Raw genomic sequence first — 26,933 nt, 5'->3', positions numbered from 1 at the left:
CGACCCGGTGCCCGGCTTGCTCCACACGCCGATGCTGCCGTTGTGGTTGGCCGCGACGTGCTTGACGATGGCCAGGCCCAGCCCGCTGCCGCCGGTGGCCCGCGAACGCGCCTTGTCGCCGCGGAAGAACCGCTCGAAAACCCGCTCCTGGTCTTCCAGCGCGATCCCGATGCCGCGGTCGGTGACGGCGATCTCGACGTTTTCGCCGCGACGGCGGCGGCTGATCGAGACCAGCGACCCCGTCGGCGAATAGGCGATCGCGTTGGACACCAGGTTGGCCAGCGCGGTGACCAGCAGCGTCTGGTCGCCCAGCACCTGCAGGCCGCTGGGCGCATCGGTACGGACCTCGATGTCGGCGTTGTCGGCGGCCACTTTGTGGCGTGAAATCGCCTCGGAGACAACGGTGTCGACGTCGATGGGGGCCACGTTGTGCAGCCGCTCGGCGCCCTGCAACCGGGACAGTTCGATGAGCTCGGCGACCATGTCGCCGAGCCGGTTGGCCTCGATGAGCACCTTCTCGGCAAAGCGGCGGACGGTCTCGGGGTCGTCCGCCGACGCCAGCAGGGCCTCGGCGAGCAGCGCCATGGCCCCGACGGGGGTCTTGAGCTCGTGGCTGACGTTGGCGACGAAGTCGCGCCGGGTCGCCTCCATGCGGGCGTAGTCGGACTGGTCGTGGACGAACACCACCGCGAACCGGCGGTCCTCCTCGCTCAGCAACCGGGCGTGCCCGTGCACCGACAACCCCGACCGGCCCGGCGCACGTTTCGCCGGCCGCAGGTCGAACTCGACGTCGTCGCCGTCCAGCGCCTGCTGCGCGGCCTGCCAGGCCTGGTCGTCGAGCTGCCGCTCGCGCACCAGGCCCAGCTCCTTGGCCCGCTCGTTGCGGTAGACGACGTCGCGATGGCAGTCCACCACCGCCGCACCCAACGGCATCAGTCCGACGATTCGCTGCAGCATCTGGGCGACGGTGATCCCGGTCGACTCGGCGGCCGCCCGCTGCCGGCGCTGGGCCAGCCGCGACGACAGGCGAATGCCGGCCGCAACACCTACGGCCAGCGCCAGCACGGACAAGACCCCGGCCAGCAACACTGCCGAGAACACCGTCACATGGAAAATCCTACAAATCCTTCTGAATGTTGCCCTAGCGGAATGAAGCCAAAATCGGACAAGTCACACGCTACGCAACAGGTATTCGGCTGCCGTTCACGCGATGTTTGGCAAACCGGGGTTTCGGGTGCCCACCCACGCCGCCGAGCGGCTAGGCGCGACCCTGCCCGGCAACCGCCGCGGCGCCGGCGGCGGCGGCCTCCGGGTCGAGGTACGTGCCGCCAGGAACCACCGGCCGCAGCTGCGCGTCCAAGTCGTAGCGCAGCGGGATGCCGGTGGGGATGTTCAGCCCGACGATCTCCTCGTCCGACATTTGGTCGAGGTACTTGATCATGGCGCGCAGCGAGTTGCCGTGCGCGACGACCAGCACCGTCTTGCCGCTGCGCAGATCCGGGACGATGACGTCGGTGAAATACGGCAGGAAACGGACCACCACGTCGGCCAGGCACTCGGTCAGCGGGCCGCCGCCGAGATCGGCGTAACGCGGGTCGGCGTCCTGGCTGAACTCGCTGCCCTTCTCGATCGGCGGCGGCGGGGTGTCATAGCTGCGTCGCCACGCCATGAACTGCTCGTCGCCGTAGCGCTGTTTGATGTCGGCCTTGTCGAGGCCCTGCAGCGCGCCGTAGTGGCGCTCGTTGAGCCGCCAGCTGCGCCGCACCGGGATCCACAGCCGGTCGGCGGCCTCGAGCGCCATGTTCGCCGTGCTGATCGCGCGCCGCAGCAGCGAGGTGTACAGCACGTCGGGCAGCAACTCGTGTTCGGCCAGCAACTGGCCGCTGCGGACCGCTTCGGCGCGCCCCTTGTCGGTCAGCCCGACGTCGACCCAGCCGGTGAACTGATTGCTTGCGTTCCACTTGCTCTCACCATGGCGCAGCAGCACCAACGTGCCGGGGTCTCGCATTTGCATCGGCCTAGCATCTCATGGGCGCGCGCGGTCCCCGTCGCCGTCCTCACCGTCCTCGTCGATCGTTGCTCGACTCCTCCTCATCGCGCTTCGCGCTCTGCATCGTCGTCCTCGTCGATCAGGTGGGCGAACGCCTGTAGGTTCTTCAGGGACTCGCCGCGCGACACCCGCCAGTCCCATTCCTTCTGGATCGACGAGCGAAAACCCAACTCCAGCAACGTGTTGAAGTCCGAGTCGACCGCCTCGAGGACCTGACCGAGCACCCGGTCGAGCTCGTCGGCGTCGACCGAGCCCAGCGACAACCTGCCCACCAGATAGATGTCGCCGACGTTGTCCAGGGTGTAGGCAACGCCGTAGAGGCGGCGGTTGCGCTTGAGCAGGAACCGGTAGACGCCCTCGTGGTTCTCGTCGGGTTTGCGGCACACGAAGGCCTCGACGCGCACCGAGTGCTCCCCGATGCTCAGGATGGTGTTGGCCTTGAGCTTGCGCTCGCCGGGCAGCTCCACGACGAGCCCCGGGAGGCCGCCGTGGGATCCGGGGGTCTCGGAGTAGGTCAGGCCGCTGGTCTGCAGCGCGCGCTCGATCACCTGCCGCACGGACTGGCCGGATTCGGAGGACGTCATGCCCCCACCCCCCGGCGCGACACCCAGCGACGCGGACCGCGCGTCGAGGCCCGGTCCGACGACAACGCGCCGCCGCGGCGCCGGCGCCCGGCGGTGAACTCCCCGATCGCCCGCCGGTAGCTGGCCAGCAGGGCGTCCGTGGTGTTCTCCCAGGAGAACGTCGCCGCGTGTGCCGCCGCGGCCCGGCTCATCGCCCCGGCCCGCGCCCCGTCGGTGAGCCGCAGCAGATCGCCGAGGGCCGCGGCCCAGTCGTCGATGTCGTGCCCGGCCACCAGCGTGCCGGAGACCCCGTCGCGCACCGCGACCGGCAGCCCGCCGACCGCGGCGGCCACCACCGGCGTGCCGCAGGCTTGCGCCTCGATGGCGACCAGACCGAACGACTCCGAATAGCTGGGCACCGCGACCAGATCGGCCGCCTGGAACAAGGTGGCCAGGTTCGCGCGCGACTGCGGCGGCAGGAACGTCACCCGCTGCGTGATGCCGAGTTCGCCGGCGAGGGAGACCAGCCCGTCTGGGGAGGCCAGCCCGCTGCCCGACGGCCCGCCGGCCACGACGACGCGCACCCCGGGCAGCTTCGCGGCGGCCCGCAACACGATGTCGGGCGCCTTCAGCGGCTGGATCCGGCCGACGAAGGCAACCACGGGCACGTCCAGCGGCAGCCCCAGGGCGGCCCGGGCGGCGCGGCGGTCGCCGGGCCGGAAGACGTCGAGGTCCACCCCGGGGTGGACCACGTCGATGCGCGCCGGATCGGCACGATGGATCGAAACCAATTGTCCCGCTTCGTCGTCGGTGTTGACGATCAACCGGTCGGCCTCGTCGACGACCTGCTGCTCGCCGACCGTGCGCAGCGGTGGCTCGGGTGCGTCGCCGTCGGCCAGGGCCGAGTTCTTGACCGCAGCCAGGGTGTGAGCGGTGTGCACCAGCGGGACCGCCCAGCGGTCGCGGGCCAGCCAGCCGACCTGCCCGGACAGCCAGTAGTGCGAATGCACGAGGTCGTAGTAGCCGGGCTCGTGGGAGGCCTCGGCTCGCAGCACCCCGGCCGCGAAGGCGCACAGCTGGGTGGGCAGGTCGTATTTGTCGAGGCCCTCGAACGGCCCGGCGACCACGTTGCGGACCAGCACGCCCGGCGCCACCCGCACGACCGGCGGGTCGGCCGACGCGGTGGCGCGGGTGAAGATCTCCACCTCGATGCCCCTGCGCGCCAGGTGCAAGGCGCTTTGCAGGACGTAGACGTTCATGCCGCCGGCGTCGCCGGTGCCCGGCTGGGCCAGCGGCGAGGTGTGCACCGCCAGCAACGCAACCCGGCGCGGGGTCAGCGCAAAACGGCTCGCTTTGTCGCCGGATGGCCGGGAGGCGTCATCGTGCCGCACACTGTCATCTTTACAGGACGGGTCCGCAGGCGGCCCGCGCGCGCCCGCGGCACGGCCCTACCGGGTCCGGCGGATCGCGCCCACCGGGTCGGCGTACAGGCCGGCCAGCGACACCGTGCCCGCCCCGGCCTCCTGCACCCGGTCGCCGAAAGCGGTGGCGCGGATCTCGCGCTGCGGCAGCGTCGAGCGGGCGGCGAATGCCGCCTTGAGCTGCTCCATCGCCTCGGGATATTCGGTGAAGGCCTGACCACCGACCACGAGCTCATCGGGATTGAGCAGGTCGCGCAGCAACGCCACCGCCTCACCGAGCACCCGCGCCCGCTCCGCCAGCAGCTCCCGGGCCGGCCGGTTGCCGGCGCGGGCCACCCGCAGCAGGTCGGTGACGGCGCCGGTGGACCCGGTGGCCGGCCCCGCGGGGATGATCCGCAGCCGCCGCGCGGCGGCCAGCACCGCCTCGTCGCTGACGGTGGACTCCAGCCGCCCGGTGCCGCCGAGCAGTTCGGAGTGGGCAGGCAGCGGCGCGATGGTGCCGGGGCCGCTGGCCGGGGTGTGCACCCGGCCGCCGATCACCAGCGCGTAACCCACCGTCTCGCGCGCGTAGACGTACAGGCTGGTCGGCGAGCTGGGCGCGAACCGCCGCTGACCGAGTAGCAGCTCGGCGCCGGCCATGGCGTCGACGTGCGAGGCCACCGACACCGGCAGGCCCAGCGCGTCGGCCAGCACCGCGCCGACGGGGGCCTGCCGCCAGCCCAGCCGCGGATGGTCGACGCAGCCCGCCGCGCCGTCGACGGTGCCGCCGATGGCCACCCCCGCCCACAGCGGGCGGCGCCGGTGCCAGCGCCGCAGATACCGGGCGGCGCTGTCGGCCAGCGCGGCCAGCGCCGTCCCGGCCGGATGCAGCGGTGTCGGCGTCGCGACGGTGTCCAGGGTGCGGCCGCACAGGTCGGTGGCCACGATGCTGGTAGTTCGCGCACCGATGTGCATGCCCAGCGTCACGAACGGTTCGTGGTTGATCTCCACAGGCACCCGTGGGCGCCCGATGGCCCCGGCGACGACCAGGTCGGCGCGCTCCCGCAGCAGACCCGCGTCGAGCAGGGCGGTGACCTGACGGTTGACCGTCGCGACGCTCAGCGAGGTGACGCCGGCGATGAGGTCACGCGCGACGGGGCCGCGCAACCGCACGGCACGAAAGACGGACGCGGCCGCGGAGTCCGAGAGGTGCAGGGCCGGCGGAAAGATCCGGGGGTGTTGCCGGGTGTGGGCCTTTCGGCCGGCCCCGTGCCGGCCGGAGGTGAGGGTGCCGGAGGTGAGGGTGCCGGAGGTGAGGGTGCCGGAGGTGAGGGTGGTAGAGCGCACGAGCGTCCTTTGTCCGATTGTCGATGGCCGGTCTTTGGCCACGCCTGAAGATCAGGGGCGGCAAAGTGCGCGGCGACAACACGAGTGGCCCGCGAGACGACACGCGGTGCTCGTGCTGGACAAGGCGCTGGGGTGCACATCGGCAATTTAACACGTTCACTAGACCTCAAATAAGCGTGTCGGCGTCGGCGGGTTCCCAGGATTCTTCGGGATGTCGTTTCCGGTCGGCGGTGGGCGGCTTTGTTGGGCGGTGACGGTTGTCATCGGGTGTGTGAGCGGTCCTGGATTGGCTGGATTATCGCTGCTGCGTGGGTTTGTCGGGTGTGTGGACATGCGGGGACGATGCGCGGTGTTTCGGTTCGGGCGAAGAGGGCGAGTGTCGTGGGCGGGCGCGGCAGGGCCCGAAGGTCGGTTCAGGGTGCAGACGTCAGCCAAAGCGAGTGCGTTCAATGGTGGTGTAGGCGCTGAGGAATCGGTCCAGGCTGGGGTGGTAGCCGATGATCCGCACGGTGATGGCGCGGGCGTGGCGGATGATCATGGCGGGGATGAGGATCGCCTGGGTGGTGAAGCGGCGGAACTCCATGGTGATCCACTCGCGGCGGTCGGCTTTGCGGTGCAGCATCATGGCGAACCAGGACTTGATGTTCCAGGCCAGGGCGGCGATGACCATGTAGGCCCAGTTGGATACCAGGTCATAGAGCGGCACCCGTAACGCGTTGACACCGTTTTTGAGCTGCTCGATGACGTTTTCCTGGTCGCAGCGGTCGTTGGCGCAGGCCACGACCTGTGCGGGGGTCAAGTCGGTGCGGGTGGTGATGTAGAAGAAGTAGCGGATCTCCTCGATGAGGGCCGCCTCGCCGCGGGACTTGCTGATGTTCTTGCGCAGCGCGATCACCCGGTAGGGTCGGCGGCATTTGCCGGGCTGGTAGCTGAACTCGGCGACGTGCTCGCAGGTGAGTTCCAGGTTGACGTAGCCGCGTTCGGCGACGATGCGCCGCTTGTGGTTGGGCTCGCGCCGGCGCCGCTGCCCAGTCCGCGCCGGCTCGGGGTCGGGCCGGCGCAGCGGTGTCCAGTCAGCCTCGGTCAGCGCCTCGGCGCGCGAGCGCAGCGCGGTGTTGCAGTCCATGCCGAACACGAAATCGACCCGCTGGGCCCAGTCGTCGAAGTGCGCGGTCAACGAGAAGTCGGTGTCCCCGCGCACACATACTCGCTGGGCGTGCGGGGCGACCAGGTCGATCGCCTTGTCGATCCAGGCCGCCGCGCCGGCGTGGCTGGGCGCGTTGCCCGGCCGGTTGACCAGGTAGAGCACCTCCTTGGTGTTGGCCAGCGACACGATCAGCGGCGCATACCCCCAGATGCCCTTATAGGACATATCCATTCCGGCCTTGTGCTGCCCGTAGGTGGGGGCGATGGTGCCGTCGACGTCGAGGTAGGCGACCGGGCCGAGCAGCTCACGACCCCGGTGCGCCCACAGCTGCGGGCGCACCGCGTTGATCGCCTCCATCAACGTCGCCACGTCGGCCCGGCTGAACCGGCGACAGAAATCACCGGCCGTGGTCGGGTCCGGGATCAACTGCGCGCCCAAGGCGTTCATATAGGCGCTGTCGTGGCGCAGCCGCTCGATGTCTTCGAGCCGAGTGCCCCCGCACGCCACGTTGTAGGCCAGGTTGAGCACGTGGTCGGATTCGTGATAGGGCAGGTGCACCTTAAGCAACTGCAGGTCCTCGTCGATCCGCTCGACCAGCCCCAGCCGGGTCACCAGCCGGTGCAGCGCGGCGATGCCACCGAAAGCGGTGGCGTCGATGTTCGCACCGACCTCATAGCGCACCACACCCGTGTTCAGCATCGGCGCGGGCTGCGCGCCCCAACTCCCCGCCCGCGCGTGCCGCGCCGCCACCCTACGCCGCCGCGCGGCGATGTTCCGCCTACTCTGCTTATGGGTTATCCTCTTCACCACAAAGGCCTTTCCTGCCGGGCTGCGTTGAGACCGCAAAACCCAACCAGGATAAGGCCTTTGCCAAATTCTCACCCGCCGACACGCTTACTGAAGGACTAGAGTGGCTCCGATGACGACAGTGGGCGGGGACCAACGGGTCGCGGTAGTCACCGGTGCCAGTTCCGGGATCGGGGCGGCGACCGCCAGAACCCTTGCCACGCAAGGGTTTCACGTCGTCGCGGTGGCCCGTCGCGCCGACCGGATCCAAGCCCTGGCCGACGAGGTCGGCGGGACAGCGATTGTGGCGGACGTCACAGACGACTCGGCGGTCGACGCGCTGGCCGATGCGCTGGATCGGGTTGACGTGCTGGTGAACAACGCCGGCGGCGCGCGGGGGCTGGAGCCGGTCGCCGACGCCCAACTCGAGCACTGGCGGTGGATGTGGGAGACCAACGTGCTGGGCACGCTGCGCGTCACCCGCGCGCTGCTGCCCAAGCTGGTCGACTCCGGTGACGGCCTCATCGTCACCGTCACCTCGGTCGCGGGATTCGAGGTCTACGACGGCGGCGCGGGTTACACCGCGGCCAAGCACGCCCAGGGCGCGCTGCACCGCACGCTGCGCGGCGAATTGCTCGGAAAACCGGTGCGGCTCACCGAGATCGCCCCGGGGGCGGTCGAGACCGAGTTCTCCCTGGTCCGCTTCGACGGCGACGAACAGCGCGCGGACGCGGTGTACACGGGCATCACGCCGCTGACGGCCGCCGACGTCGCCGAGGTGATCGGTTTCGTGGCCTCCCGGCCCGCCCACGTCGACCTGGACCTGGTCGTCATGCGGCCGCGCGACCAGGCGTCGGCCAGTCGGTTCAACCGCCGACGCCAGGCGACGTCGTAGCGGTCGTGGTGGTCGGCGTCCCGGACAGCGTGGGAGCGTCCGACGGCGTGACCGGCGCGGTGACGGGGATCTGGGAGGCCGGCGGGTGCGCGGTCGGCGGCGGCAGCGCCGACATCGCCACCCACGTGTCCCAGTCCACGGCCCAGTCCCAGATGTCGCCGTCGGCGTAGGACAGCTGGATCGGGCTGCCGGTCACCTCGACCGGGTCGCCGTAGATCGCGGTCCGGTAGTACTCCTCGGCGTCGGCGGTCGAGAGGTTGATGCAGCCGTTGGTGACGTTGCTGTTGCCCTGCGCGTCCGCGCTCGAGGGGTTGGCGTGGATGAACTCGCCGTTGTTGGAGATGCGCACCGCCCAGCGCTCGTGGGCGTTGGTGTAGCCGGCGGCCGGGTTGGACATGTAGAAGTCGGAGTACTTCTCGGTGACCACGTGGATGCCGTTGCGGGTGACGTTGCGGGCCAGGTCGCCCTCGCCGTAGCTGCAAGGGAAGTCCATGATGACGCCGTCGTCGGTGACGACCTGGATGCGGTGCGAGGTGACCTCGGCCTTGACCACCTGCCGCCGGCCGATCTGAATCTTCAGCGACATGTCCTGCGCCCCGTAGGCGCCGTCGCCGAACGGCACCCCGTAGAACTTGGCATCGACGTTGACCGAGGTGCCCGCCGGGTAGTACTCGCGGGGGCGCCAGTGCACGCGGGAGCCCTTCGCCTCGTCGGGCAGCCAGGCCCAGGAGCCCTCGACCGGTGGCTCGGTGGTGACGGTAATGGCCTTCTCGACGGCGGCCTTGTCGCTGATCGGCGAGTCGAACTGGATGATGACCGGCGCCGCGACACCGACGGTCTGGCCGTCGGCCAGCTGGAATCCCCCGTCGATCGTCTTGGTGGGGCTCACGGTGGTGAACTTGGCCGCGACGGGAACCGCCTTGCCGTCGTGGCCGACCACCGAACCGCTCCAGGTGTAGGTCGAGTCGTAGCCCAGCGGCTCGGTGACCGTGTAGGCGGTGCGGTCGGAGTTGAACACCCCGGCGGCGACCTTGCCCGCCGAGTTCGTCAGCGCCAGCTTCTGGAACCAGCCCTCGCCGACCTGGGCGCTGACCGCGGCGGTGGGGACCACGTTGGCGGCGGCGTCGGCCGGCTGGAACTTCAGCTGCGGCGCCGGCGGTTCGTTCTTTTGAACATGCCTGGTCACGGTGCCGCCGCAGGCGGCCAGGACGCCGGGGGCGAAGGCGCCGAGCCCCAGAGCAGCCAAAGCCAGGCGCCGGTTGATCGGCGGCGGGACGCTGGATCTGCTCACGCCAAACAAAGATACCGGGAGATAACGACCAGCCCCGGACGCGACGACTCGCGAACCGCCCCTGACCGCCGGAAACCTACAGCTAGAGCGCGCAGCCGAACAGCACCGGCTCCGGCGACAATGTGATGCCAAACACGTCGCGCACCCCGTCGCGTACGGTCCGGGCCAGGGCGATGACGTCCGCGGCGGTGGCGCCCCCGCGGTTGGTCAGGGCGAGCGCGTGCTTGGTGGACAGCCGGCAGCGTGCCGCCGCGTCGTCCGGGAACCCTTTCGCGAAGCCCGCCCGCTCCACCAGCCAGCCGGCGGCCAGCTTGACACCGTGCGGCGCCGGGTAGTGCGGGACCGGCCCCTCACGGGCCAGCCGCTCGTAGACGTCTCGGGCGACCACCGGGTTGGTGAAGAACGATCCCACGCTCCACGTGTCATGGTCCGCCGCGTCGAGCACCATGCCCTTGCGGGCGCGCAGGCTCAGCACCGCGTCGCGAACCGACCGCGGATCGGCACGCTCGCCGGCGGCCGAGTTCAGCGCGGCGGCCAGCTCGCCGTAGCGCAGCGGTGCGCTGCGCCCGGATGCGTCCAGCGCGAACTCCACCTCCAGCACGACGGCGGGCACCCCGCGCCCCGACCGGCCGGCCCGCTTGAAGACGCTGGTGCGATAGCCGAAGCCCAGCTCACCCGCCGGTATCCAGCACACCGCACCGCTGCTGCGGTCAAGCACCCGGACGCGGGTGATCGTGTCGGCCACTTCCGCGCCATAGGCCCCGACGTTCTGCACCGGGGTCGCCCCCGCCGAGCCCGGGATGCCGGACAGGCATTCCAGCCCACCCAGCCCGTGCTCGACGGCGGTGACGACGACGTCGTCCCACACCGCGCCGGCCTCCGCGCGGAGCCGATCGCCCTCGACGGTGATACCGGCGCCGGCCAACCGCACCGCAGTCAGGTCCGTAAGGGTGTCCTCGATCACGACGTTGGAGCCGCCGGCAAAGATCAGCAGCGGTCCGCCGCCGCGGGCCTCGGCGTCGAGTTGCCGCACGACGGCGACCACCTGCTCGGTGCTGGTACAGGTGATGAGGCGCCGCGCGACCGGCCCGACGCGCAGCGTGGTCAGCGGCGCCAGCGGCACCGCCTCGGCGACCTGCGCGCCGGCGTAGCCGGAACCGGCACCGCTGGGTGTCATGGGCCGTAACGGTAGCCTGACCAGCTATGCCGCGTTCATTCGACTTATCCGCCGACTACTCTGGCGGCGTCGAAGACATCTACCGCGCCTTCCAGGAGGAGGAGTACTGGCGGGCCCGGCTGGCCGACATTCCCGTCGACGAGGCCGAGGTCGAGTCGATCCGGGTCGGCGGCCGGTCCGGTGACGGGGCCACCATCGCGGTGGTCACCCGGCAGGTGGTGCGCAGCCACAACCTGCCCGCCATGGTCACGCAGCTACACCGCGGTGACCTGTGCATCCGGCGCGAGGAGACCTGGGGGCCGGTCACCGACGGGGCCGCGACGGCCTCCATCGCCGGGGAGATCGTGGACGCCCCGGTGAACGTGTGGGGCACCGCCGAGCTGTCGCCCGCGCCCTGCGGCGCCCGCCTGGATTTCCGCATCACCGTGCAGGTGCGGGCGCCGATCATCGGCGGCAAGGTCGAGAAGATCATCGGCACGCGCCTGGCCGAGCTGGTGGCCGCCGAACAGCGCTTCACCAGCGAGTGGATCGCGGGCAACACGCTCTAAGCTGGCGGCCATGCGAATCGCCCTGGCGCAGATTCTCAGTGGCACCGAGCCCGCGGCGAACCTGGAGCTGGTCCGCGAGTACACCGGCCGGGCCGCCGACGCCGGCGCGCGCCTGGTGGTGTTCCCCGAGGCGACGATGTGCCGGTTCGGCGTCCCGCTGGCGCCCGTCGCCGAGCCGGTCGACGGGCCCTGGGCGGACGGCGTCCGCCGGATCGCGGCCGACTTCGATGTCACCGTGATCGCCGGGATGTTCGCCCCGGCCGGCGACGGCCGGGTGACGAACACGCTGATCGCGGCGGGACCGGGATCGTCGAAGCAGCCCTCGGACCGGCTGTGGGCCCACTACGACAAGATCCACCTCTACGACGCGTTCGGGTTCACCGAGTCGCGGACCGTCGCGCCCGGCCACGAGCCGGTGGTGATCACCGTCGACGGCGTCCGGGTGGGGTTGAGCGTGTGCTACGACATTCGGTTCCCCGAGCTCTACACCGAGCTCGCCCTGCGTGGCGCCCAGCTGATCGTCGTCTGCGCGTCCTGGGGTGCGGGCCCGGGCAAGCTCGAGCAGTGGCGGCTGCTGGTCCGTGCCCGCGCGCTGGACTCGACGAGCTACGTCGCGGCGGCCGGCCAGGCCGACCCCGGGCAGGACCTCGCGGCCTCGGGCGCGCCGACCGGGGTGGGCGGCAGCCTGGTGGCCTCGCCGCTGGGTGAGGTGATCGCGTCGGCCGGGTCGCACCCCGAACTGGTGTTCGCCGACATCGACGTCGACCGGGTGGCGCGCGCCCGGGACGCCATCGCGGTGCTGCGCAACCGCTCGGCGTTCGCTCGCGCCGATAGGGCAGAATCGGTTGAGTGACGAACCCACAAGGACCACCGAACGAGGGCCCGCCGATGTGGTCCCGTCCCGGCAACCACGGTCCCTTCGGTCAACCACCTACCGAGCGACCCACCGAGCGGATGCCCGCCGGCGATCCGTCCCAGGGACCGCCGGCTCCCGGCCCCGGCCAGCAGCCCGGCCAGACCGACCAGCTGGGGGCACCGCACGCGCCCCGGCAGCGTCCGCCCTACGCCCCGCCGCCGAGCCCGCCCACGCCGCCGACGGAGCGGATGGCGAAAGCTAACGAGGACCCGTCGGGCGGGAAGCGCAAGCGGCGCTTCCTGCGTGACCCGCTGTCCATCCTGCTGGTCTTCATCATCGTGTTCGCGCTGCTGATCGGGGGGCTGGTGGGGGCCGAGCTGTACGCCCGCCACGTGGCCGACACCAAGGTCGCCGAGGCGGTGGCCTGCGAAGTCAAGGACAAGGCCACCGCGTCGTTCGGGGTGACGCCGTTGATGCTGTGGCAGCTGGCCACCAAACACTTCACCAACATCTCGGTGTCGACGGCCGGCAACCAGATCCGCGACGCCAAGGGCATGAAGATCGCCATCGACATCCGGAACGTCCAGCTCAAGTCGACGGCCAACTCCAAGGGCACCATCGGATCGCTGGACGCCACCATCACCTGGACGGCCGAAGGCATCAAGCAGACCGTGCAGAACTCCATCCCGGTCCTGGGTCCGTTCGTCACCAACAGCGTGACCACCCACCCCAAGGACGGGACCATCGAGCTCAAGGGCATGCTCGACAACATCACCGCCAAGCCGATCGTGCAGGGCAAGGGGCTGCAGCTGCAGATCCAGACGTTCAACGCGCTGGGCTTCACGATGCCGAAGGAATCCGTGCAGTCGACGCTGGACAACTTCACCACGAAGTTGACCCAAAACTACCCTTTGGGCATCCACGCGGACAGCGTGCAGGTCACCGACACCGGGGTGGTGAGCAAGTTCTCCACCCAGAACGCGACGATCCCCACCGGCGGCGGCGGCCAGGACCCCTGCTTCGCCAACCTCTGAGGCTCGGCGGCCCGGGCGTTCAGTCCAGCCCGTCGAGCACCGCGCGGGTGCCCGACAGGCCGAGCCGGGTCGCGCCGGCATCGAGCATCGCCAGGGCGTCGGCGGCGGTGCGGATCCCGCCGCTGGCCTTGACCCCCAGCCGGCCGCCGACGGTCTGTGCCATCAGCGCGACCGCGCGCACCGACGCCCCGCCCGCGGGGTGAAACCCGGTCGAGGTCTTGACGAAGTCGGCACCGGCCGCCTCGGCGGCGCGACAGGAGTCCACCAGCGCGCGCTCACCGGCCCGGCCCAACAGCACCGCCGACTCCACGATCACCTTGAGCACCGCCCCGGGAACGGCGACCCGCACCGCCTCGATGTCGCGGCGCACCGCGTCCACGTCGCCGCTGAGCGCCGCGCCGACATCGATGACCATGTCGATCTCGGCGGCGCCGTCGGCCACGGCCCCGCCCGCTTCGAGCGCCTTGACCGCCGGCACGTGCTTGCCCGACGGGAAACCGGCCACCGCGGCGACCCGCACACCGCCCCCGGCGGCCCGCACCATCGACGGCGACACGCACACCGCGTACACCCCCAGCTCGACGGCCTCGGCGACCAGGCTCGTCACGTCGGCGTCGGTGGCCTCGGGTTTGAGCAGCGTGTGGTCCACCAGGGCGGCCAGTTGTGCTCGGGTGGGCCGGCCCGCCACTAGGACACGTCTTCCGCGCCGCCGGGATTACATCCCGAGGCCACCATCTCGTCGTAGCCGACCACGGGCCGCCACGGCTCCAGGTTCCAGCTGACCTTGCCAGGCAGCGCCCGTTCGGCGAACTGCCAGTGGCAGATGAACTGCGCGCGCATGCCGGGGGTTCCGGCGTTCGGGGCCAGCGCGAGCACCTCCGACCAGGCCTCGTCGGCCGCGGCGGCCGTCCCGGGCCGCAGGGAGGTGATCCGCGCGGCCGGTGTCGGGAAGACCCGCAGGCGCGGCATGCCGGACCACTGCGTCCACTGCGTGTGATCGACGTAGGGCGGCGACGGCACCGGGCCGCGAACGGGGTCGGCCCCGGCGGTGGGCACCGGACCCGTCAGCGCGACGAGCGCCGCGACCAGCGCGGCCGGCAGGGCCCTCATCCCGCTAACGCGACTTGCCCTGGATTTCGAGGAGCTTGGGCCGGACGTCGACCAGGTACACCCCGGCCGCGCAGGCGGCGATCGCCGTCCCCAGCACACCGAAGACGAAACTCAGGATGGAGGTCAGCGCCACGGCCAAGCCGAGGATGATCAACCACACCGGCTTGGTCAGCTTGTCGGCGGCGGTGTAGGCGTCGGGCCGCTGCAGCGCCGCATGCACAAAGGCGTACACGGCCGTCACCAGGACGGCGATCTGCAAGACCAACATGACGGTGCCCACGAGGTGTGTCACGCCTCAAGGGTATGCGGGCGCCGCCGGAAACGTCGACTCCGGTGGTCCGGGTCGCGCGACGGGCGACCCGGACCACGGCTCACTTCTGGGTGACCTTCTTGGCAGGCGCCTTCTTGGCAGGCGCCTTCTTGGCCGGCGCCTTCTTGGCGGGGGCCTTCTTGGCGACGGCCTTGGCCGGCTCGTCGGCCTTCTTGGGCAGGTCGATGCCGACCAGCTTGGCCGCCCGCTCCCCGACCGCGCGGGTCTGCGACGCCACGGTGCCGAGCGCCTCCTGGGTCAGCTCGACGGCCTGGTCCACGTAGCCCTCGGCGCGCGCCGCGGTGTCCTCGAAGGGCCGCTGGCTGCGTAGCCGCTGCAGCGCGGCCTCGCCGCGCTCGACCAGCTCGTTGTAGCGGCCGGTCGCCGCCTCCATGTAGCCCTCGGCGGCCTTGCGCAGCTCGTCGGCGGTGAACCGCTCGCGCAGCTCGGTCAGCTGCTCGGGCAGGTCCTCCTGCATCTTGGCCAGGCGGGCACGACTCTCCTCGACGCGGCCGCGGGTGTCGGTGCGCGTCTCCTCGGCGCGGTCGCGCATGTTGGCGATCAGGTCGTTGACGGTCGCCAGCGCCAGGTCGGCCGCGCCCAGCGCCGCCAGCAACGGGGCCCGTAGGTCTTCGATGTTCGAGTTTTCTGCCATGGTTGTTCCTTTCATGGTTTCTTTTCGTGGTCTGTGGTTATTCCGTGGTGCGTCGGAAACTCAGGGCCAGCGTCGGCCGCCGCCGCTGCGGTCGTCAAGAGCCGCGCTGTGTCGTGATGCGCAATTTGCCGGAAGACCTCCTGATGGTTTCTGGATAGACCGGCGGCCGATTATCTATGCGTTGCCGGCTCACCGGCGGACTCGTCGGCAACGGGGCCGGCGCCACCCTCCTCGAGGGCGGCTTCGTTCTGGTGGGCGAACGAGGCGTAGATGTCGAGCAGGATCTGCTTTTGACGCTCGGTGATCGCCGTGTCGGTGACGATGGCGTCGCGGACCTGGCTGGTCTCGCCCGGCTCGAGAATGCCCGCCCGTACGTAGAGAACCTCCGCGGAGACCCGCAGGGCCTTTGCTATCTGGTTCAGGACGTCGGCGGAGGGTTTGCGCAACCCGCGCTCGACCTGGCTCAGGTACGGATTGCTGACGCCGGACCGTTCGGCCAGCTGCCGCACCGACACCTGGGCGAGTTCGCGCTGGCTCCGGATGAAGCTGCCGATGTCGGAGGCCATGTCAGAGGCCGCCGTGGACACCTTGGCGGAGAGCTTCTCCTCCGCTGGCATTGCGCACTCCTGGGTCGTCGGGCCTATCGGACGGCACCAGCGTACGGAGCGGTGCTTGCTTTTGCAAGCACTGGTTAGCACTTCTCAGAACATTAGCTGCGCGACGGCATAGATGATGAGTCCCGCCAGCGCGCCCACCACGGTGCCGTTGATCCGGATGAATTGCAGGTCGCGCCCCACGTGCAACTCGATGCGCCGGCTGGCCTCGTCGGCGTTCCAGCGTTCGATCGTCTCGGTGATTATCGCGGTGATCTCCACCCCGTACTGGGTGACCAGGTGCTGCGCCGCCCTGACCATCCAGTCGTCCACCTTGTCGCGCAGTTCGGCGTCGTCGCGCAAGGATTCGCCGATGCGCACGACCGTGTCGGCGATGCGCGAACGCAGGGTGCTGGACGGGTCGTCGACGCCTTCGAGCACCAGCCGCTTGAGCGTCCGCCAGGCGGTCGCGGCGGCGTTGCCGATCTCCTCGCGCGCCATCAGCTGCTCCTTGACGGCGTCGGCGCGCGCGATGGTGTCCGGGTCGTGCTGCAGGTCCTCGGCGAACTCGAACAGGAATCGGGTGGCAGAGCGCCGCAATTCGTGGTCGGGGTTGCGGCGCACCTTGTCGGTGAAATCCATCAGTTCGCGGTGAATGCGGTCGCCGACGAGCTGGTCGACGAACCGCGGCGACCAGCTCGGCGAATCGCGCTCGACCACCCGCTGGATGACCTCGCCGGCGTTGAGCGACCATTGAAAGGCGCGGTCGGCCAGCAACTGGATCAGCGCCTCCTGCCGGTTCTCGGCCAGCAGCGTGCCCAGCACCCGCCCCACGGGCGGACCCCACTGCGGTTCGCCGATGCGGCGCACGATCATCCGGTCGATGACCTGCTGAACGTCGTCGTCGCGCAACAGCTCCACCAGAACCCGCAGCACCGTCGCGGTCTCACCGGCCACCCGCCCGGCGTGCGGGGCCTCCGACAGCCACTTGCCCAGCCGTCCGGGCACCTCTGCGTCGCGCAGCTTGGTCGCCACGACCGCCGGCGACAGGAAGTTCTCCCGCACGAAGGTTCCCAGGCCCTCGCCGAGCTGGTCCTTCTTGCGCTTGATGATCGCGGTGTGCGGGATGGGAATGCCCAGCGGATGCTTGAACAGCGCGGTCACTGCGAACCAGTCGGCGAGGGCACCCACCATCCCGGCCTCCGCGGCGGCGCCGACGTAGCCGACCCAGGCGGCCGCGCCGCCCTGCGCCTGCACCCACCGGCAGGCGAGAAACACACCGGTGGCACCGACCAGGAAGCCGAGCGCCACGAGCTTCATCCGGCGCAGACCGACCCGCCGCTCGACGTCGGCCTGCGGGTCCGCGCCGGCGAACGACTCCGCCAACGACGCGCGGGGCCGCGCCGGCGCCTCGACCCGAGCGGGGAGCCTATGCGCCACCGGGCCAGCATTCTCGTGCCACCACACCATCATCCATGCACCACCGGTCCGTCGTCGGCATCCGTGCGGACGGTGCGCTCCGCGGCGTCCGCCGGGCCGTAGTATCGAGGGCGTCTAGTGAATGGGAATTCGTGACAGTGGCTGAGCACCTCCCGGCCGGGACCGTGAAGACCGACGGCCGAAAACGGCGTTGGCACCAGCACAAGGTCGAGCGTCGCAACGAGTTGGTCGACGGCACGATCGACGCGATCCGCCGCCGGGGCCGGTTCGTGAGCATGGACGAGATCGCCGCCGAGGTCGGGGTGTCCAAGACCGTGCTGTACCGCTACTTCGTCGACAAGAACGACCTGACGACGGCGGTGATGATGCGCTTCGCGCAGACCACCCTGATCCCCAACATGGCGGCCGCGCTGTCTTCGAACCTCGACGGCATCGACCTGACCCGGGAGGTCATCCGGGTGTACGTCGACACGGTGGCGTCCGAACCCGAGCCGTACCGGTTCGTCATGGCAAACAGCTCGGCCAGCAAGAGCAAGGTGATCGCCGACTCCGAACGCATCATCGCGCGCATGCTCGCCGTGCTGATGCGCCGCCGCATGCACGAGGCCGGGATGGACACCGGCGGGGTGGAACCGTGGGCCTACCTGATCGTCGGCGGGGTCCAGCTGGCCACCCACTCCTGGATGTCGGACCCGCGGATGACCAGCGACGAGCTCATCGACTACCTGACCATGCTCAGCTGGAGCGCGCTGCGCGGGATCGTCGAGGTCGGCGGGTCGCTCGAGAAGTTCCGCGCGGAGCCGCACCCCTCGCCGATCGTCCCGCCGCCCGGGGAATGAGCCGTCGGGTACGCCCGAATTCCGGCAAAACATTTCCCTTTCGGGATCGCAACGGTCACGCGTGACGTACCCGGCGTAAGGGGACTTTAACCGCGAGAGCGGCTAGCATGCAGGGGATGCGTAGGGGGTAGTCGGGATGCGCCGTTGACAGCGCCCGTGCCTCACTGACACAGAAAGGCCCATCACGTGATGTCCGTGCAGCTCACGCCGCATTTCGGCAATGTGCAAGCCCATTACGACCTGTCCGACGACTTCTTTCGGCTGTTCCTGGACCCCACCCAGACCTACAGCTGCGCCTACTTCGAACGCGACGACATGACGCTGCAGGAGGCCCAGCTCGCCAAGATCGACCTGTCGCTGGGCAAACTCGCGCTCGAGCCGGGGATGACCCTGCTCGACATCGGCTGCGGCTGGGGCGCCACCATGCGGCGGGCCATCGAGAAGTACGACGTCAACGTGGTGGGGCTGACGCTCTCGGAAAACCAGGCCGAGCACGTCCAGAAGACGTTCGACCAGATGGACACCGCCCGCTCGCGTCGTGTGCTGCTCGAAGGCTGGGAGAAGTTCCACGAACCGGTCGACCGGATCGTCTCGATCGGCGCGTTCGAGCACTTCGGCCGCCAGCGCTGGGGCCACTTCTTCCACATGGCCCACCGGGTGCTGCCGGCGGACGGCCTCATGATGTTGCACACCATCACGCGCCCCACCTTCAAGGAGGCTCGGGCGAAGGGCAGGCCGCTGACCCACGAGGTCGTTCACTTCACCCAGTTCATCCTGGCCGAGATCTTCCCGGGCGGCTGGCTGCCGACCATCCCGTCGGTCGAGGAGCACGCGACCGCGGCGGGCTTCAAGGTGACCCGTATCCAGTCGCTGCAACTGCACTACGCGAGAACCCTGGACAACTGGGCCGCCGCCCTCGAGGCGAACAAGGACGAAGCCATCGCGACCCAGTCGGAGGAGGTCTACGACCGGTACATGAAATACCTCACCGGCTGCGCCAAACTGTTCCGTCAGGGATACACCGACGTCAACCAGTTCACGCTGGAAAAGTAGCGGCGCAACGCTCACTTCACCAAAGTGAATTGCCCCACATTGCTGATGCCCTTACGGAAGAAGTTCTCACACCCGGTCAGATAGTGCATGTACCGGTCGTAGACCTCTTGCGATTGGACGGCGATCGCCTTTTCTTTGTTGGCCTCCAGGTTGGCCGCCCAGATATTGAGGGTCCGCTCGTAGTGCTCGCGCAGCAATTGCACTCGCTCGACGGAAAACCCGGCGGGCTCAGCGAATTTGAAAATGTCTTCCTGCGTCGGCAACTGTCCGCCCGGGAAGATCTCGGTGCCGATGAAGCGCGCGAACCGGATATCGCTCATGGTCAGCGAGATGCCGAGCGCCGGCATCTGCTGCCACTGATAGGTCAGGATAGTGTGCAACAGCATCCGGCCGTCGTCGGGCAGAATCTCATGGGCGCGCTCGAAGAACGCCGGCCAGCGATCCGCCTTGAATGCCTCGAAGGCACCGATGCTGACGATCCGGTCGACCTTGTCCTCGAACTCTTCCCAGCCCTGCAACCGCACCTCGACGTTGCGTTCGGTGGGAATACCGGCGAGCCTCTTCTTGCTGTAAGCGAACTGGTTGCGGCTCAATGTGATTCCGATGACGTTGACGTCGAACTTCTCGACCGCGCGCTGCAGCGCGCCGCCCCAGCCGCACCCGATGTCGAGCACCGTCATGCCGGGTTCGAGGTTCAGCTTGCCCAGCGCGAGGTCGAACTTCGCGTTCTGCGCCTCCTCCAGCGTCATGTCGTCACGCTCGAAGTACGCGCAGGTGTAACCCATGGTGGGGTCTAGGAATAACGCGAAAAACTCATCGGAGACGTCGTAGATCGATTGCGACTCTTCGTAGTACGGCTTCAGCGCTGTCATGCTCTTCGTGAACCTCCCGGCTATTGAACTGCTGAATAGTAACCGATCGGCCTGAGCCTGCCATAAAGGCTCAGTAGGCGTAGAAGCCCCTGCCCGATTTCTTGCCGAGCCGACCCGCCTCCACCATGCGCAGCAACAGCGGCGGGGGGGCGTACTGCGACTCCTTGAACTCGTCGAACATCTTGTCCGCGATCAGCTTGAGTGTGTCCAGGCCGACGAGGTCGGACAGCCGCAGCGGGCCCATCGGATGCGACAGCCCGGCCACGACTGCCTTGTCGACGTCCTCCACGCCGGCAAAGCCGGCCTCCACCATCCGGATCGCCGACAGCAGGTACGGCACCAACAGCGCGTTGACGACGAAACCGGAACGGTCCGAGCACCGCACCACCTGCTTGCCCAGCACCGCGCCGGCGAACTCCTCGGTGCGGGCGGCGGCGCCTTCGTCGGTGACCAGCGTGCACACCAACTCGACCAGCGGCAGCACCGGGACGGGGTTGAAGAAATGCAGGCCCAGCACGCGCTGCGGGTTCTTGGTGGCCGCCGCGATCTTCATGATCGGAATGCTCGAGGTGTTGGACGCCAGCACCGCGTCCGGGTCGGTGACGACCCGATCCAGCTCGGCGAAGACCTCCGCCTTGACCGCCTCGTCCTCGACGATGGCCTCGATCACCAGCTGCCGGTCGGCCAGGTCCGCCAGGTCGGTGGTGAAGGTGAGCTTGCCCAGCGCGCGGTCGCGCTCCCGTTCGGTCACCTTGCCCGCGCTGACGCCGCGCTCGAGCGACTTGACGATGCGGTTGCGGCCCGCGGTGATCAAGGCCTCGGTGGTCTCGAACACCGTCACGTCGACACCGGCCCGCACGGAGACCTCGGCGATACCCGATCCCATCTGCCCCGCCCCGACAACACCGACCCGCTGGATCCCTGCGTCGCTCACAAGCTCCTCCTCAACTGCGCGAGCAGACGCAGAATCGCCTCAACTGAGGTACAAGAGTGCGATTCTGCGTCTGCTCGGCAGACTAACCTCGGCGGACTAACTCAGTGGAACTGGCCCTCTTCGGTAGAGCCCGTCAGCGCGGTCGTCGACGAGTTCGGGTCGACCGTGGTGGCGATGCGGTCGAAGTACCCGGCGCCGACCTCGCGCTGGTGCTTGGTCGCGGTGTAGCCCCGCTCCTCGGCGGCGAACTCGCGTTCCTGCAGCTCGACGTAGGCGCTCATCTGGTTGCGGGCGTAGCCGTAGGCCAGGTCGAACATGGAGTAGTTCAGCGCGTGGAAACCGGCCAGCGTGATGAACTGGAACTTGAATCCCATTGCGGCAAGCTCCTTTTGGAACTTCGCAATGGTGCTGTCGTCGAGGTGCTTGCGCCAGTTGAACGACGGCGAGCAGTTGTAGGCCAGCATCTGGTCGGGGTAGGAGGCCTTGACCGCCTCGGAGAACTTGCGCGCCAGCTCGAGGTCGGGAGTCCCGGTCTCCATCCAGATCAGGTCGGCGTACGGGGCGTAGGCCTTGGCGCGCGCGATGCAGGGCTCGATGCCGTTGCGGGTGCGGTAGAAGCCCTCCCGCGTGCGCTCACCGGTGATGAACGGCCGGTCGCGCTCGTCGACGTCCGAGGTGATCAGCGTGGCCGCCTCGGCGTCCGTGCGGGCGATCACGACGGTCGGGACGTCGCACACGTCGGCGGCCAGCCGGGCCGAGGTCAGCGTGCGGATGTGCTGCTGGGTCGGGATCAGCACCTTGCCGCCCAGGTGGCCACACTTCTTCTCCGACGCCAGCTGGTCCTCCCAGTGGGTGCCCGCGACGCCGGCGGCGATCATGGCCTTCTGCAGCTCGAAGACGTTGAGGGCGCCACCGAAGCCGGCCTCGCCGTCGGCGACGATCGGCGCCAGCCAGTTCTCCACCGAGGTGTCGCCCTCGATCTTGGCGATCTGGTCGGCGCGCTGCAGCGCGTTGTTGATCCGGCGGACCACCTGCGGCACCGAGTTGGCCGGGTACAGGCTCTGGTCGGGGTAGGTGTGGCCGGACAGGTTGGCGTCGCCGGCCACCTGCCAGCCCGACAGGTAGATCGCCTTGAGGCCGGCGCGCACCTGCTGGACGGCCATGTTGCCGGTCAGGGCACCCAGCGCGTTGACCCACTCCAGGTCGTGCAACTCGTCCCACAACACCTCGGCGCCGCGGCGCGCCAGCGTGTACTCCTCGACGACCGTGCCCTGCAGCGCGACGACGTCTTCGGCGCTGTAGGTGCGGGTCACGTCCTTCCACCGCGGGTTGGTGTCCCAGTCCTGCTGGGTCTTCTCGGCGCTCTTCGGGGTGCCAACGACAGACATTGGGCTTGACTCCTTAACAAACTTTGATCGTCGCGGCCGGTGACGCCTTACGGCGTAGCTACGGGCCCGACTTCGCTGATGTGCTAACTCGACTTTGGCACAGCTTGCGGACCCGAGTCCACCCGTTTCAATTGCCAATTTAGGCAACGACTTTCGCCGAGTTTGCAAATTTTGCGAAGAAGGTCTGAAGCTTAACCGTTTCAGAAGCTACCCGCTGGTAACCGCAAAGCCGCAGGTCAACCGCGAAAATGCCGGGGTGGGCGCGCCGGGCACCCCCGAGTCAGAGCGCGAAGAGCGCGGCGACGGCTTTTGTCTCGTCGGCGACCGCATATGTGAGCGTCGTAACAGCCCGATCGGCCAGATCGGCGCCGAACCGATCGGTCGATCCCGCCGGGTGGACGTGCGAAATGATCTCGAGCTTGTCGCCCAGCGCCACCGGCGCCTCGTGTTCGATGGTCACGCGCAGCGGGCCCGCGAGCAACTCGGTGTGCGACGCGAGATAGTCCTCGATCACGCTCCAGTAGACCGAGTTGTTCATGTGGTCGAACAGGTCGATGTCGGTGACGCGCACCGGGAACTCGTGGATCTCGCGCGCGTCCTCGCGACTGCCGGGCTTCAGGTAGCCCTTCCAGCGCAGCCGGTCGACGTCGGTCGTCTTGCGCAGCCCGTCCAGGAAGTCGTCGGCGATGCGCGAGGGCATCTGGGTGTCCCGGTTGATGTTGATCCAGAACGCCTCGGACTCGATCAGCCCGCCCTTGCGGCCGTCGACCCGCACCCGCATCTCACACCACCGGTTGGAGGTACCCGAGCACCACCTGCGCAGACGCAGCATGTCCTGGAACTCGATCGGGCGGATCAGGTCCACCATGGTGCGGCGGACGATCCACAATGGATGGGTCTCCTCGAAACCCATCTCGCGCAGCTGATCCTGCCCGATGTCCTGGATGTGCCGAGCGGCGGCGTCCAGCCGCAGCCGGCCGGTGCGGTCGATGTCACCGACCCGCAGCGGCCATTCGCGATCGAACACGTCGGGGTGGCCGTCCGGGACCGGCATCATTCTCTTATCCAGGCTCACGGCGTCGCTCCCCGTACTCTTGTCGGCACCCAAGCTTGACGCCGGGCCCGATGCGAATCATGCCAATGGCGTCACCCGAATACCAATTGTGACAAAGCCATATTCGGATGCCAACTCTGCAAATCCGGTCTTCGCAGGACGGGTAGGCTCGGGGGCGTGTCGAAGACATTCGTCGGCTCTCGCGTGCGCCAGCTGCGCAACGAGCGGGGGTTCTCCCAGGCCGCGCTGGCTCAGATGCTGGAGATCTCGCCGAGCTACCTAAACCAGATCGAGCACGACGTGCGTCCGCTGACGGTCGCCGTGTTGCTGCGGATCACCGAGGTGTTCGGGGTGGACGCGACCTTCTTCGCCTCGCAGGACGACACCCGGCTGGTGGCCGAGTTGCGCGAGGTGACGATGGACCGCGACCTCGACATCGACGTCGACCCCACCGAGGTCGCCGAGATGGTCAGCGATCACCCCGCCCTGGCCCGGGCGGTGGTCAACCTGCACCGGCGCTACCGGATCACCACCGCACAACTTGCCGCCGCCACCGAGGAGCGGTTCTTCGACGGCAGCGGCACCGGGTCCATCACCATGCCCCACGAAGAGGTCCGCGACTACTTCTACCAACGCCAGAATTACCTGCACGAGCTGGACACCGCCGCCGAGGACCTCACCATCCAGATGCGGCTGCACCACGGCGATCTGGCCCGCGAGTTGAACCGCCGGCTCACCGAGGTGCACGGCGTGCACATCAACCGGCGCATCGACCTCGGCGACACCGTGCTGCACCGCTACGACCCCGCGACCAAGACGCTGGAGATCAGCACCCATCTCTCGCTGGGCCAGCAGGTGTTCAAGATGGCCGCCGAACTGGCCTACCTCGAGTTCGGCGACCTGATCGACAGCCTGGTCACCGAGGGGAAGTTCACCAGCGACGAGTCGCACACCCTGGCCCGGCTGGGGCTGGCCAACTACTTCGCCGCAGCAGCGGTACTGCCGTATCGGCAGTTCCACGACGTCGCGGAGAACTTCCGCTACGACGTCGAGCGGCTGTCGTCGTTCTACGCGGTGAGCTACGAGACCATCGCCCACCGGCTCTCGACGTTGCAGCGGCCGTCGATGCGCGGCGTCCCGTTCTCCTTCATCCGCGTGGACCGCGCCGGCAACATGTCGAAGCGCCAGTCCGCTACCGGTTTTCACTTCTCCTCCAGCGGCGGCACCTGTCCGCTGTGGAACGTCTACGAGACGTTCGCCAACCCCGGCAAGATCTCGGTGCAGGTCGCCCAGATGCCCGACGGGCGCAACTACATGTGGGTGGCCCGCACCGTGGAGCGCCGCGCCGCGCGGTATGGTCAGCCCGGTAAAACCTTCGCGATCGGGCTGGGCTGCGAACTTCGCCACGCCCACCGGCTCGTGTACTCGGAAGGACTCGACTTGTCGGGTGAGATCGCCACACCGATCGGCGCGGGTTGCCGTGTCTGCGAACGCGACAACTGCCCGCAACGGGCGTTCCCGGCGCTGGGGCGCGCGCTCGACCTCGACGAGCACCGCAGCACCGTGTCCCCTTACCTGGTGAAGCAGCCATGACCGCGCCGGCGGGGCGGGGCCGGATTCCCTCGACGACGAGGCTTCGCGACCTGGGGCTGGTCAACTGGGTGGCGGCGCGGGTGATGGCACGCACCGTGCGGGCGCCGGAAATGCATCTGTTCACCACACTGGGCCGGCACCGGCGGCTGTTGTGGTTCTGGATGCCCTATTCCGGCGCGCTGCTGCGGGGCCGGTTGCCGCGGGCTGACGCCGAGTTGGTGATCCTGCGGGTCGGACACGTGCGCGGGTGCGAGTACGAGTTACAGCACCATCGGCGGATGGGACGTCAGGCGGGACTGGACGCGGCCACCCAGGCGGCGATCTTCGCCTGGCCGCAGGCCGCCGACGGCGCCGCCACGCTGGACGCCCGCCAGGTCGCGCTGCTGCGCGCGACCGACGAGTTCCTCACCGCCCGCACGCTGACCGGTGCGACCTGGCAACAGCTGGCTTGTCACCTCGATCAGCGGCAGCTGATCGAATTCTGTTTGTTGGCAAGCCAGTACGACGGTCTGGCCGCGACGATCATCACGCTCGACATTCCGTTGGACAACCCGCGCCCAAGGTAGGCGCTACAGGTAGGTGTCGGCCAGCACGGCCACGGTCAGGGCCACGGGCAGGATCGGCAGCCCGATCGCGAAAGCCGCCCAGGCGAGCTTGCGGCGCCGCCGCAGCCACCAGCCCGACACCCCGGCGCCGGCGCCGAGCACGAGCGCGGCCAGCAACACCACCGGAACCCACCGGCTCACCGTGGTGGTGTCGTTCCCGACCGAGAAGGCGACCAGCCACAGGACGTAACCGGCGGCCAGGCCGCCGACGGCGCCGACGATGGTGTCACCGCGCATCAGCTACACCGCTGCCGTCAGAAGTTGATCATGTGGCCGGTCAGGCCGTGGAAGCACTCCTGCAGCGCCTCGGACATGGTCGGGTGGGTGTGCACGTTGCGGGCCAGCTCGTTGGCAGTCAGGTCCCACTTCTGCGCCAGGGTCAGCTCGGGCAGCAGCTCGGACACGTCATGGCCGATCAGGTGCCCGCCCAACAGCTCGCCGTGGGTGACATCGGCGACCAGCTTGACGAAGCCGCTGGGGTCGCCCAGTCCATGGGCCTTGCCGTTGGCGGTGAACGGGAACTTGGCGACCTGGACGTCGTACCCCGCGTCGCGGGCCTGCTCCTCGCTGAGCCCGAAGCTGGCCACCTGGGGCTGGCAGAACGTCGCGCGGGGCAGCATGCGGCAGTCGCCGAGCGGCAAAGTCTCTGCGCCGGCGATGGTTTCGGCCGCCACCACCCCCATGGCCTCGGCGACGTGGGCCAGCATGAGGAAGGCGGTGACGTCTCCGACGGCGTAGATGTGGGGCACGCTGGTGCGCATGTACTCGTTGATGCCGATACCCCGGTGTTCGTTGAGCGCAACGCCGAGCGTCTCCAGCCCGTAGCCCTCGACGTTGGGCGCGAAACCGATGGCCTGCAATACCTTTGCGGCCTTGAGCTGCTCCGGCTTGCCGTCCTTGCTGACCACCACGGTGACCCCGGACCCGTCGTCGGAGATGGACTCGACCTTGGTCCCGGTGAGGATCTTGACGCCCAGCTTCTTGAACTGCTTTTCGATCTCCTTGGACACCTCGGCGTCCTCGTTGGGTAGCGCGCGGGGCAGGAACTCCACGATGGTCACGTCGACGCCGTAGTTGCGCAGCACGTAGCCGAACTCCATGCCGATCGCGCCGGCGCCGGCGATGATGATCGACTCCGGCAGCTCGCGCGAGAGGATCTGTTCCTCGTAGGTGACGACGTTGGCCGAGAGCGACGTGCCCGGCACCAGCCGGGTGCTGCTGCCGGTCGCGATGATGGCATTGTCGAACGTGACGTCCTCGCTGCCGCCCTCGTTCAACTCGACCGACAGGGTGTGGTCGTCGGTGAACCTGCCGTACCCGTGGATCTCGGTGATCTTGTTCTTCTTCATCAGGAAGTGCACGCCGGCGACGCGGCCCTCGGCCACCTTGCGGC

The 26,933-nt window shown here is 68.9% G+C and carries 27 protein-coding genes and 1 pseudogene; 8 read left to right on the top strand and 20 right to left on the bottom strand.

The features are described 5' to 3' along the window. From AC2VOR_RS18595 to AC2VOR_RS18570, 6 genes and pseudogenes are all read right to left on the bottom strand, one after another. On the bottom strand, window positions 1–1,107 hold a 1,107-nt coding region (locus AC2VOR_RS18595; protein WP_486964280.1), incomplete at its 3' end, for a sensor histidine kinase. A 151-nt stretch (window positions 1,108–1,258) separates the two neighbouring features. After that, complete coding sequence (locus tag AC2VOR_RS18590) at window positions 1,259–2,008, bottom strand: phosphoglyceromutase (RefSeq protein WP_369741773.1); 750 nt, start codon at window positions 2,006–2,008, stop codon at window positions 1,259–1,261. Between the two features lie 49 nt (window positions 2,009–2,057). Continuing rightward, window positions 2,058–2,634, bottom strand: a pseudogene (locus AC2VOR_RS18585) (type III secretion system chaperone family protein). Then, window positions 2,631–4,004 carry a D-inositol-3-phosphate glycosyltransferase gene (gene mshA, locus AC2VOR_RS18580; protein WP_369740829.1) on the bottom strand — a complete coding sequence of 458 codons (1,374 nt, stop codon included), beginning with the start codon at window positions 4,002–4,004 and terminating at the stop codon, window positions 2,631–2,633. The pseudogene AC2VOR_RS18585 and the gene mshA overlap by 4 nt, the downstream one beginning before the upstream one ends. A gap of 57 nt (window positions 4,005–4,061) precedes the next feature. Beyond that, window positions 4,062–5,243 (bottom strand): ROK family protein, encoded by a 1,182-nt coding sequence (locus tag AC2VOR_RS18575; protein WP_486964281.1) that lies wholly within the window; start codon window positions 5,241–5,243, stop codon window positions 4,062–4,064. Between the two features lie 544 nt (window positions 5,244–5,787). Then, window positions 5,788–7,314 (bottom strand): IS1380 family transposase, encoded by a 1,527-nt coding sequence (locus AC2VOR_RS18570; RefSeq protein ID WP_369741466.1) that lies wholly within the window; start codon window positions 7,312–7,314, stop codon window positions 5,788–5,790. A 112-nt stretch (window positions 7,315–7,426) separates the two neighbouring features. On the opposite strand from AC2VOR_RS18570, the gene AC2VOR_RS18565 reads away from it, so the two are divergent. Beyond that, entirely contained in the window at window positions 7,427–8,188 is a 762-nt protein-coding gene (locus tag AC2VOR_RS18565; RefSeq protein WP_369740831.1) for an SDR family NAD(P)-dependent oxidoreductase, read from the top strand. On the opposite strand, the gene AC2VOR_RS18560 is transcribed toward AC2VOR_RS18565, so the two are convergent. Next, window positions 8,160–9,488 carry a L,D-transpeptidase gene (locus tag AC2VOR_RS18560; RefSeq protein ID WP_369740832.1) on the bottom strand — a complete coding sequence of 443 codons (1,329 nt, stop codon included), beginning with the start codon at window positions 9,486–9,488 and terminating at the stop codon, window positions 8,160–8,162. The two genes, AC2VOR_RS18565 and AC2VOR_RS18560, sit on opposite strands and share 29 nt — an antisense overlap. Window positions 9,489–9,561: 73 nt before the next feature. Then, window positions 9,562–10,656: a UDP-N-acetylmuramate dehydrogenase gene (locus AC2VOR_RS18555; RefSeq protein ID WP_369740833.1), complete on the bottom strand. Its 1,095-nt coding sequence runs from the start codon at window positions 10,654–10,656 to the stop codon at window positions 9,562–9,564. A 26-nt stretch (window positions 10,657–10,682) separates the two neighbouring features. On the opposite strand from AC2VOR_RS18555, the gene AC2VOR_RS18550 reads away from it, so the two are divergent. From AC2VOR_RS18550 to AC2VOR_RS18540, 3 genes are read left to right on the top strand one after another with little or no spacing between them, the layout of a single operon-like run. Further along, a complete protein-coding gene (locus AC2VOR_RS18550) occupies window positions 10,683–11,204 on the top strand; it encodes a DUF2505 domain-containing protein (RefSeq protein ID WP_486964279.1) in 522 nt (173 codons plus the stop codon). 10 nt (window positions 11,205–11,214) lie between these two features. Next, window positions 11,215–12,057: a carbon-nitrogen hydrolase family protein gene (locus tag AC2VOR_RS18545; protein WP_369740835.1), complete on the top strand. Its 843-nt coding sequence runs from the start codon at window positions 11,215–11,217 to the stop codon at window positions 12,055–12,057. Next, on the top strand, window positions 12,054–13,094 hold the full coding sequence (locus AC2VOR_RS18540) for an LmeA family phospholipid-binding protein (RefSeq protein WP_486964278.1): 1,041 nt from the start codon (window positions 12,054–12,056) through the stop codon (window positions 13,092–13,094). Before AC2VOR_RS18545 ends, AC2VOR_RS18540 begins: the two co-directional genes overlap by 4 nt. A gap of 19 nt (window positions 13,095–13,113) precedes the next feature. On the opposite strand, the gene deoC is transcribed toward AC2VOR_RS18540, so the two are convergent. From deoC to AC2VOR_RS18510, 6 genes are all read right to left on the bottom strand, one after another. Beyond that, window positions 13,114–13,782, bottom strand: coding sequence for a deoxyribose-phosphate aldolase (gene deoC / locus AC2VOR_RS18535; RefSeq protein ID WP_369740837.1), 669 nt, complete (start codon window positions 13,780–13,782; stop codon window positions 13,114–13,116). Beyond that, entirely contained in the window at window positions 13,782–14,204 is a 423-nt protein-coding gene (locus AC2VOR_RS18530; protein ID WP_369740838.1) for a DUF2599 domain-containing protein, read from the bottom strand. The genes deoC and AC2VOR_RS18530 overlap by 1 nt, the downstream gene beginning before the upstream one ends. Before the next feature lie 4 nt (window positions 14,205–14,208). After that, a complete protein-coding gene (locus AC2VOR_RS18525; protein ID WP_369740839.1) occupies window positions 14,209–14,496 on the bottom strand; it encodes a DUF2516 family protein in 288 nt (95 codons plus the stop codon). A 79-nt stretch (window positions 14,497–14,575) separates the two neighbouring features. Continuing rightward, the gene (locus AC2VOR_RS18520; protein WP_486964277.1) at window positions 14,576–15,169 is read right to left on the bottom strand and encodes a heparin-binding hemagglutinin; all 594 of its coding nucleotides are present in this window, start codon (window positions 15,167–15,169) and stop codon (window positions 14,576–14,578) included. A 170-nt stretch (window positions 15,170–15,339) separates the two neighbouring features. Then, window positions 15,340–15,786 carry a helix-turn-helix domain-containing protein gene (locus AC2VOR_RS18515; protein ID WP_369740840.1) on the bottom strand — a complete coding sequence of 149 codons (447 nt, stop codon included), beginning with the start codon at window positions 15,784–15,786 and terminating at the stop codon, window positions 15,340–15,342. An 84-nt stretch (window positions 15,787–15,870) separates the two neighbouring features. Further along, window positions 15,871–17,232, bottom strand: coding sequence for a DUF445 domain-containing protein (locus AC2VOR_RS18510; protein WP_369741774.1), 1,362 nt, complete (start codon window positions 17,230–17,232; stop codon window positions 15,871–15,873). 107 nt (window positions 17,233–17,339) lie between these two features. On the opposite strand from AC2VOR_RS18510, the gene AC2VOR_RS18505 reads away from it, so the two are divergent. Together AC2VOR_RS18505 and pcaA are read left to right on the top strand one after the other, a co-directional pair. Beyond that, a complete protein-coding gene (locus AC2VOR_RS18505) occupies window positions 17,340–18,041 on the top strand; it encodes a TetR/AcrR family transcriptional regulator (protein WP_369741775.1) in 702 nt (233 codons plus the stop codon). Between the two features lie 189 nt (window positions 18,042–18,230). Next, window positions 18,231–19,094 carry a cyclopropane mycolic acid synthase PcaA gene (gene pcaA, locus AC2VOR_RS18500; RefSeq protein ID WP_369740841.1) on the top strand — a complete coding sequence of 288 codons (864 nt, stop codon included), beginning with the start codon at window positions 18,231–18,233 and terminating at the stop codon, window positions 19,092–19,094. A gap of 11 nt (window positions 19,095–19,105) precedes the next feature. On the opposite strand, the gene AC2VOR_RS18495 is transcribed toward pcaA, so the two are convergent. From AC2VOR_RS18495 to AC2VOR_RS18480, 4 genes are all read right to left on the bottom strand, one after another. Further along, the gene (locus AC2VOR_RS18495) at window positions 19,106–19,966 is read right to left on the bottom strand and encodes a cyclopropane mycolic acid synthase family methyltransferase (RefSeq protein ID WP_369740842.1); all 861 of its coding nucleotides are present in this window, start codon (window positions 19,964–19,966) and stop codon (window positions 19,106–19,108) included. A 70-nt stretch (window positions 19,967–20,036) separates the two neighbouring features. Continuing rightward, complete coding sequence (locus AC2VOR_RS18490) at window positions 20,037–20,900, bottom strand: 3-hydroxybutyryl-CoA dehydrogenase (protein WP_369740843.1); 864 nt, start codon at window positions 20,898–20,900, stop codon at window positions 20,037–20,039. 101 nt (window positions 20,901–21,001) lie between these two features. Beyond that, entirely contained in the window at window positions 21,002–22,288 is a 1,287-nt protein-coding gene (gene aceA / locus AC2VOR_RS18485; protein WP_486964276.1) for an isocitrate lyase, read from the bottom strand. 280 nt (window positions 22,289–22,568) lie between these two features. Then, window positions 22,569–23,363 carry an acyl-ACP thioesterase domain-containing protein gene (locus AC2VOR_RS18480; protein WP_369740845.1) on the bottom strand — a complete coding sequence of 265 codons (795 nt, stop codon included), beginning with the start codon at window positions 23,361–23,363 and terminating at the stop codon, window positions 22,569–22,571. A gap of 156 nt (window positions 23,364–23,519) precedes the next feature. Between AC2VOR_RS18480 and ramB the strand changes: the two genes are divergently transcribed. After that, window positions 23,520–24,935: an acetate metabolism transcriptional regulator RamB gene (ramB, locus tag AC2VOR_RS18475; RefSeq protein ID WP_369740846.1), complete on the top strand. Its 1,416-nt coding sequence runs from the start codon at window positions 23,520–23,522 to the stop codon at window positions 24,933–24,935. Beyond that, complete coding sequence (locus AC2VOR_RS18470) at window positions 24,932–25,501, top strand: carboxymuconolactone decarboxylase family protein (RefSeq protein WP_369740847.1); 570 nt, start codon at window positions 24,932–24,934, stop codon at window positions 25,499–25,501. The genes ramB and AC2VOR_RS18470 overlap by 4 nt, the downstream gene beginning before the upstream one ends. A 3-nt stretch (window positions 25,502–25,504) precedes the next feature. Here the strand turns inward: AC2VOR_RS18470 and AC2VOR_RS18465 are convergent, their stop codons facing one another. Next, window positions 25,505–25,777 (bottom strand): hypothetical protein, encoded by a 273-nt coding sequence (locus AC2VOR_RS18465; protein WP_369740848.1) that lies wholly within the window; start codon window positions 25,775–25,777, stop codon window positions 25,505–25,507. Between the two features lie 17 nt (window positions 25,778–25,794). After that, on the bottom strand, window positions 25,795–26,933 hold a 1,139-nt coding region (locus AC2VOR_RS18460; RefSeq protein WP_486964275.1), incomplete at its 5' end, for a dihydrolipoyl dehydrogenase family protein.

This window comes from Mycobacterium sp. TH-M103 (assembly GCF_057473785.1).
This window is presented reverse-complemented; position numbering and strand designations above follow the sequence as displayed.